This window comes from Caloramator mitchellensis (assembly GCF_001440545.1).
GTDB lineage: Bacteria > Bacillota > Clostridia > Clostridiales > Caloramatoraceae > Caloramator > Caloramator mitchellensis.
On sequence record NZ_LKHP01000031.1, the window covers coordinates 1 to 6,131 of the forward strand.

The window sequence follows — 6,131 nt, forward strand, 5'->3', positions numbered from 1 at the left end:
TCATGGTTTACTCCCTTCTTATAAATCTTTTTCTTCAATAATTTAGATGATAATATAAGGCCTATAAGAATTATAATAGAAGTATAAAATGCAGGAGAGTTAATGTCTAGAGCTTTGTCACCAATGTTTGCAAATACTAGAACCCCTGGTATTATTCCAATAAGTGTTGCTAAGAAGAAATCCCTATATTTTATATCAAAGGCACCGGCACCGTAGCTTATTAAATCAAATGGGATTAGAGGAATTAATCTAAGTGTTAGAATTAAAATAAAGCCATTCTTATTTGTAGTAAATAATTCTTTATTCTTTAGAAGCTTAGCAATTAAATCTTTGAATAAAAATTTTGCTAAAAAATAAGCTAAGCTGCCTCCGCAAAGGGCTCCGATTATAGTATATATACTGCCCCAAAAGATACCAAAGGACATTCCGCCTGCTATGGCCAGAGCTGAATCTGGGAATAGGGTCAAAGGAACAAATGTAAACATTATAATATAAATTATTGGTGCGATATAACTATAGTCACCTAAGAATTCCCGTATGTTTTGAGGGGAAACATCATTAAATGTTCCTCGCTGTATGATAATAAAAAATGATACTACTAACAATATCGTCATAAAAATTTTTAACAATTTAACTTTCTTCATGAATATCCTCCATAAATCTTTTTAACCTATATCTATTAGACCATGCTTTTATAGTTCCATTTGGCTTTTTAAATATGAGATCTTTATAAAAAATTAAATCTAAAATATGAAAAGCATTCTTTGTATTTGAAAGAGCATCCCTGCATCCTGCACAATATGTTAAAACATTGCTTGTCTTAATTTTTGATGAATTAATATTTACATTTTCAGCAAACAATTCTCTGTTTATAGTATGAACACATCCTCCAAGTCCGCAGCATTTTGGATGATAAGATATTTCATCATTTTCTATTTTTATTCCTAGTTTGCCTGCAAGATTTCTAATGCTACGCATAATTGAATCTTCAGCACTGCAGGAATCCCAAATAAAAAATGTTTCGTTAATATTTAATTTTGGCATGTCAATTCCACTCAATAGTTCCCAAAGAGAAGTGACTTTTAAATTAGGTGAATTATTCTTTAGTGTCTTATAACAGGATTGGCATGCAGTAATTATGTGGTCTATTTTGCTTTGTTCTATTGAATTAATAAGCTCATTATACATACTTTTAAATTTTTCTTCTTCGCCTAATGACAATGATGGGTTTCCACAGCACTTAAGAATAATTGAAATTTCATTTAATTTACTCCTTAAAAACATGTAGATTTTCTCTACAAGTTCAGGACTATATGAAGACAAGCTGCAACCTGGCATAAAGGCTACATTACTATTTCCTTTTACAAGAGAAAAAATATTTGAGTTACCAAATTTCTGATGGTTATGAATAACAAAATGTTTAATATGTGGACTTCTTTTATAATTAGAAATATCCTTTTTTAATATCAAAAATAGTTCTCCAAAATTTATGCCAGCAGGGCAAACCTTTTGACAGGCATTACACCCAAAACAATAATAGGGTATTTTGTTGTTTATTTCTTCACTATTTAATAAATTAAACAAAAAAGATTTCGCATCAACGATATGTTTTTTTAGAAAAACACATTCATCGGTGCATTGATTACAACCTAAGCATTTGCAATAAAAATCGTTTATTACTTCTAATACCTTTGAATTAATTCTATGTTTCATCGATTACTACCTCACAAGACAATTTCAAGATAATTATATCTTAAAAAGAGCAATATTTTTGAAATGATAGATAAATTGAATAAATGTACTTTAATTAATTGATTATGCAAATAAAAAGTCAAGCAACAGACGCTTGACTTTTGTAATTAAAATAATTCTCTTGTAATGTTTTTTAAAAAATCGATTTGAAGATATTCATTGATTTTCTTATATGTATCTTCGTTTTTTATTTCTTTTTCAGGTTTATTATATTCAATATATGCATAGGCACACCACGATAAGGCTCTTAGTAGAAGATATGGGGAATAAATTTTTACCCTCTCTCTAATATTTTTATCCTTTCCTACGTAATTTTCATAATATTTGTAAAAACCTTCCTTTTCCTCTTCAGTTAGAATATAGTTAGACTTCCAAAGCGTTGTTGTTGGGGCTAAAAATTGCGTAATATCTTGACACGGATCGCTTAAAACAGGTTTTTCCCAATCTATCAAATAGAATTTTTCGCCTATTATGAAATTATGAGAGTTTACCTCAGTGTTATTAATTCTAAACCATTTGTTATCCAAAAAATAATTTTCTTTATAAGAATTTTTAATTAAAGTATTAATAAATTTATCAAAAAAATTTTTGAGTTCACTAGGGACTAAAGTAGAATCCCAAAACTCATTAAGCAAATTATTTGCTTCTTTTATTCTTGCTGTAAAAATTTTTTCTTCAACAATAAAAGTTTCATAGTCATTAACAGAAGGAAGAATATTGTGAATTTTACCGAATATCTCAGCAGCCTTTAAAAGATCTGTTTTATAATCTAAAGGCCTACCTTCTAAGAATTCCATTATTAATATTCCATACTCAAAATCTTCATAAGAACCATCAACATAAAAAGGTTTGGGCGTAACTTTAGAAGATTCTAATCGTTTAAGTGCATTAAACTCGTATTCAATTTGATTCTTAACATTAATTTGCGAACCTGTGTTTATTCTAAAAACAAATTTTTTATATTCATCATTAATTAAATAATTGATGTTATATTCTCCTTGAGCTAGGAAGGATATTCTGTAATCCTTTATCCCTAAAAATCTATCTATATTTCTTTTTATTAAATATTCCTTAATTCTATTTGTCATTAAATTTTTTTCCATTTTTACCACCTATCGAAAGTATAAATTTATAAGTATTTTTTGCCATTAAATACTTTGAATTTCTCTTGAAAAATTCTATTAAATCTTCCTTTGTATCTATGTCATAGCATTTTGGAACTAATTCATATGAAAGACTACATTCTTTAATATAATTTAAAGTTGATTCAAAGACGCTTTCACATCCCCATCTAATTTCATTATTGAATATTTGTTTCTTTATTTTTTTTAATCCAATCAAATAATACCCCCCATCGTAGGTAGGACCGATAACTATATCATATCTTTTTAGTTTATCAAAGGAGTCTAATATTACTTCAGAAGTAATTTCAGGGACATCAGAACCAATAATTAAAACTTTATCATATTTTTGCAGGATGAATTCTGCAGAATTATACATTCTATCCCCTATAGTTTCTCCCTGTTGTGGATAAAGTTTAATGTAGTCAGGGGATAATTTTTTCATTAAATCAAAGTATTCATTTGGAGTATAGAAAAGAAAAATATCCAAATGATTTTTTAATTTTTCTGTTGTCAAAAACAAATCTTTAAGCATTGCAATTTGAAGATTAGCACATTCGTCATCACTAAGTATACATTTTAGTCTTGTTTTAGCAAGCCCAGGTATTGGAGCTTTTGACATAATTATTAAAGCATTCATCATCTCTCATCCCTATATAAAATTTGTAGTTTCTCAGGTGGTACTCCAATAAAATATAAAAGTTTTAGTTTTTGCATAAGCAAAAATGTTTTAATAACACCTCTGTTTATAAATCTTCTTGATGATGTTCCTATATTACAGTTAACTAGCTTAAATTTTCCATATTTTTTTATATTCAAAGAAAATTGTAAATCCTCCATAATTGGAATATTTGGGAAACCACCTGATTCAAGAAAAATATCTTTTCTAATAAAAATGCCCTGGTCACCGAAATAAAGTTTAAGAATTTTTGCTCTTAAATTTGAAGTTTTTTCAATGTATTTTAAGAAGGGGGAAGTATAATCGTAGAAAAACATTTTAAATGCTCCACCTATGTATCCACTTTTAATAGTTTTATCTATTTCACTCAATGAGTTAGGATTTAACAATGAATCAGCATGAACAAACCATAAAATATCCCCTAAGGTGTTAATGGCACCAATGTTCATTTGGATTGCTCTCCCCTTAGGAGAGATTAGCACCTTGCCATATCTTGATGCTATTTTAACTGTGCTGTCAGTGCTACCTCCATCAACGAATACTATTTCTTTGGATCCTTCTAATATTTTAAGGTTGTTACATAATCTTTCTATATTTTTCTCCTCATTTAATACTGGAATAATTATTGAAACCACAAAATCACCTCTTTGCTTACTATTAAATTATAGAATAGTTTTTAATTTATTAAAATAGATTACTCTTTTATTTATTTGTTCTATAAAAGACAGAATATTCATAAAAATTATCAATTTCTAATTGATTATTAATTGAAATATAATTTAATTGAAAAAATAAAAGGGGGATGTTTATGCAGGATAAGAAACTAATTATCATCAACGGAATTATCGTAGGTATCTTAGCGGTTCTGCTTGTGAAGTTTGGCAACCCTGTTAATATGGGAATTTGTATTGCCTGCTTTATAAGAGATACTGCTGGAGGATTAGGGCTTCACAGAGCTGAACTTGTTCAGTATATTAGACCAGAAATTATAGGAATCGTTCTTGGAGCATTTTTAATGTCCTTTGGTAAAAAGGAATTCGATGCAAGAGGAGGTTCATCACCTCTAATAAGGTTTGTGCTTGGATTTATAGTTATGATTGGTGCTCTTATGTTTCTAGGCTGTCCTCTTAGAATGGTATTGAGAATTGCAGGAGGGGACTTAAATGCAATTGTCGGTTTGGTTGGTTTTGCAGTGGGAATTTATATTGGCATTTTATTCTTAAACAAGGGATTTACTCTTAAAAGAACTCATACTCTAAATAAAGCAGAAGGATTTGTATTTCCAGCAATTAATATTGGACTATTAATATTACTTATTGCAGCGCCAGCCTTTATATTTTTCAGTCAAAAGGGACCTGGTTCAATGCATGCACCTGTTATATTAGCTCTAGCTGCAGGAGTTATTGTTGGAGCTTTTGCACAGAGAACAAGAATGTGCATGGTTGGAGGAATAAGAGATTTAATTTTATTTAAAGACTGGTATCTGCTTTCAGGGTTTATAGCTATAATAATAGCTGCATTAGTGGGAAACATTTTCATAGGCAAATTTGCTTTAGGATTTGTAAAGCAGCCTGTAGCACATAGCGATGCTATATGGAATTTCCTGGGTATGGCACTTGCAGGTTTTGGCTCAGTTCTACTTGGAGGCTGTCCTCTGAGACAACTGATTTTGGCCGGTGAGGGTAATATTGACTCTGCAATTACAATACTTGGAATGACTTTTGGAGCAGCCTTTGCACACAACTTTAAACTTGCCTCATCACCAGATGGTCCATCACCGAATGGTAAAATAGCAGTTATAATAGGCTTTATAATAGTTGCTTTAATAGGTTATTTTAACATTGAACGCAATGTTAATGTTAAAGTTAAAGGGGGAGTTAAAGTTGAAGGATAATATTATTGATGCAAGAGGTAGAGCTTGCCCTGAACCAGTTCTATTGACTAAAAAAGGTGTTGAGGCTTCACCAAATGGAGTTAAAGTTTTAGTTGATAATGTTACAGCAAGAGAAAATATAAAAAGGTTTGCTAAAAACAGTGGGTATGAAGTTAAAGTTGAAGAGAACGGGGAAGGTATATTACTAACTTTAAGCAGGTGATTTGATGGAATATGTTGTAACTTTTCATACACAAAACGGAGCATTTAAATTTCAAAGATTCTTGCTTGGTAAGCAAATCGAAGTTAAATTGATGCCTACACCAAGGAAATTAAGTTCAAGCTGTGGTATTGCAGCAAGCTTTGAATACGAAGGTGAGATTCAAGGTTTTATAATTGAAGAAGTAGATGGAGTTTATTTAAAAGAAGGAATAGAATATAAAGTAATTTATAAAGATTAAAAATGCCCCTTCAAGTAAGTTTTGCTGAGACTGTAAAATTTTTGTGTAAACTGATTAAAAACCTCTTTCTTGGTAAGAATCAAAATATAAATCAAGAAGGAGGATTTTTTATGTCACTATTAACAAAAGAACAATTGAAAGGATTTATTAAAGAAAAAAATCTTCAAACAGTTCCAGACATTTATAATGCACTTAAAGAACTTTTCAAAGATACTCTACAAGAAATGCTTGAAGCTTAAGCTTGG

At 29.8% G+C, this 6,131-nt stretch carries 8 protein-coding genes and 1 pseudogene; 4 read left to right on the top strand and 5 right to left on the bottom strand.

The window, feature by feature from the left end:
* The 5 genes from ABG79_RS11905 to ABG79_RS11925 form a co-directional block, all read right to left on the bottom strand.
* A partial coding sequence (locus ABG79_RS11905; protein WP_057979689.1) for a TVP38/TMEM64 family protein occupies positions 1–644 on the bottom strand: 644 nt, incomplete at its 3' end.
* Positions 631–1,713: a heterodisulfide reductase-related iron-sulfur binding cluster gene (locus ABG79_RS11910; RefSeq protein ID WP_057979690.1), complete on the bottom strand. Its 1,083-nt coding sequence runs from the start codon at positions 1,711–1,713 to the stop codon at positions 631–633. The genes ABG79_RS11910 and ABG79_RS11905, both read right to left, overlap by 14 nt.
* 146 nt (positions 1,714–1,859) lie before the next feature.
* Positions 1,860–2,855, bottom strand: coding sequence for a phosphotransferase (locus ABG79_RS11915; RefSeq protein WP_057979691.1), 996 nt, complete (start codon positions 2,853–2,855; stop codon positions 1,860–1,862).
* Positions 2,830–3,516: a TIGR04282 family arsenosugar biosynthesis glycosyltransferase gene (locus tag ABG79_RS11920; RefSeq protein WP_083490444.1), complete on the bottom strand. Its 687-nt coding sequence runs from the start codon at positions 3,514–3,516 to the stop codon at positions 2,830–2,832. Before ABG79_RS11920 ends, ABG79_RS11915 begins: the two co-directional genes overlap by 26 nt.
* On the bottom strand, positions 3,513–4,187 hold the full coding sequence (locus ABG79_RS11925; protein WP_057979693.1) for a TIGR04283 family arsenosugar biosynthesis glycosyltransferase: 675 nt from the start codon (positions 4,185–4,187) through the stop codon (positions 3,513–3,515). The genes ABG79_RS11920 and ABG79_RS11925 overlap by 4 nt, the downstream gene beginning before the upstream one ends.
* A 173-nt stretch (positions 4,188–4,360) precedes the next feature.
* Here ABG79_RS11925 and yedE point away from each other — a divergent pair, with 173 nt between their 5' ends.
* From yedE to ABG79_RS11945, 4 genes and pseudogenes are all read left to right on the top strand, one after another.
* A complete protein-coding gene (yedE, locus tag ABG79_RS11930) occupies positions 4,361–5,446 on the top strand; it encodes a YedE family putative selenium transporter (RefSeq protein ID WP_057979694.1) in 1,086 nt (361 codons plus the stop codon).
* Positions 5,436–5,648, top strand: a complete 213-nt coding sequence (locus ABG79_RS11935) for a sulfurtransferase TusA family protein (RefSeq protein WP_057979695.1) — start codon at positions 5,436–5,438, stop codon at positions 5,646–5,648. The genes yedE and ABG79_RS11935 overlap by 11 nt, the downstream gene beginning before the upstream one ends.
* A 4-nt stretch (positions 5,649–5,652) precedes the next feature.
* Positions 5,653–5,886, top strand: a complete 234-nt coding sequence (locus ABG79_RS11940; protein WP_057979696.1) for a putative Se/S carrier protein — start codon at positions 5,653–5,655, stop codon at positions 5,884–5,886.
* 110 nt (positions 5,887–5,996) lie between these two features.
* Positions 5,997–6,122 (top strand): annotated as a pseudogene (locus ABG79_RS11945) (IS256 family transposase); the annotation flags it as partial.
* Between the last annotated feature and the right edge of the window lie 9 nt (positions 6,123–6,131).

Coding starts and splice junctions, on each gene's coding strand:
- ABG79_RS11910 (WP_057979690.1), bottom strand. CDS start 1,713: ATGAAACATAGAATTAATTCAAAGGTATTAGAAGTAATAAACGATTTT.
- ABG79_RS11915 (WP_057979691.1), bottom strand. CDS start 2,855: ATGGAAAAAAATTTAATGACAAATAGAATTAAGGAATATTTAATAAAA.
- ABG79_RS11920 (WP_083490444.1), bottom strand. CDS start 3,516: ATGATGAATGCTTTAATAATTATGTCAAAAGCTCCAATACCTGGGCTT.
- yedE (WP_057979694.1), top strand. CDS start 4,361: ATGCAGGATAAGAAACTAATTATCATCAACGGAATTATCGTAGGTATC.
- ABG79_RS11940 (WP_057979696.1), top strand. CDS start 5,653: ATGGAATATGTTGTAACTTTTCATACACAAAACGGAGCATTTAAATTT.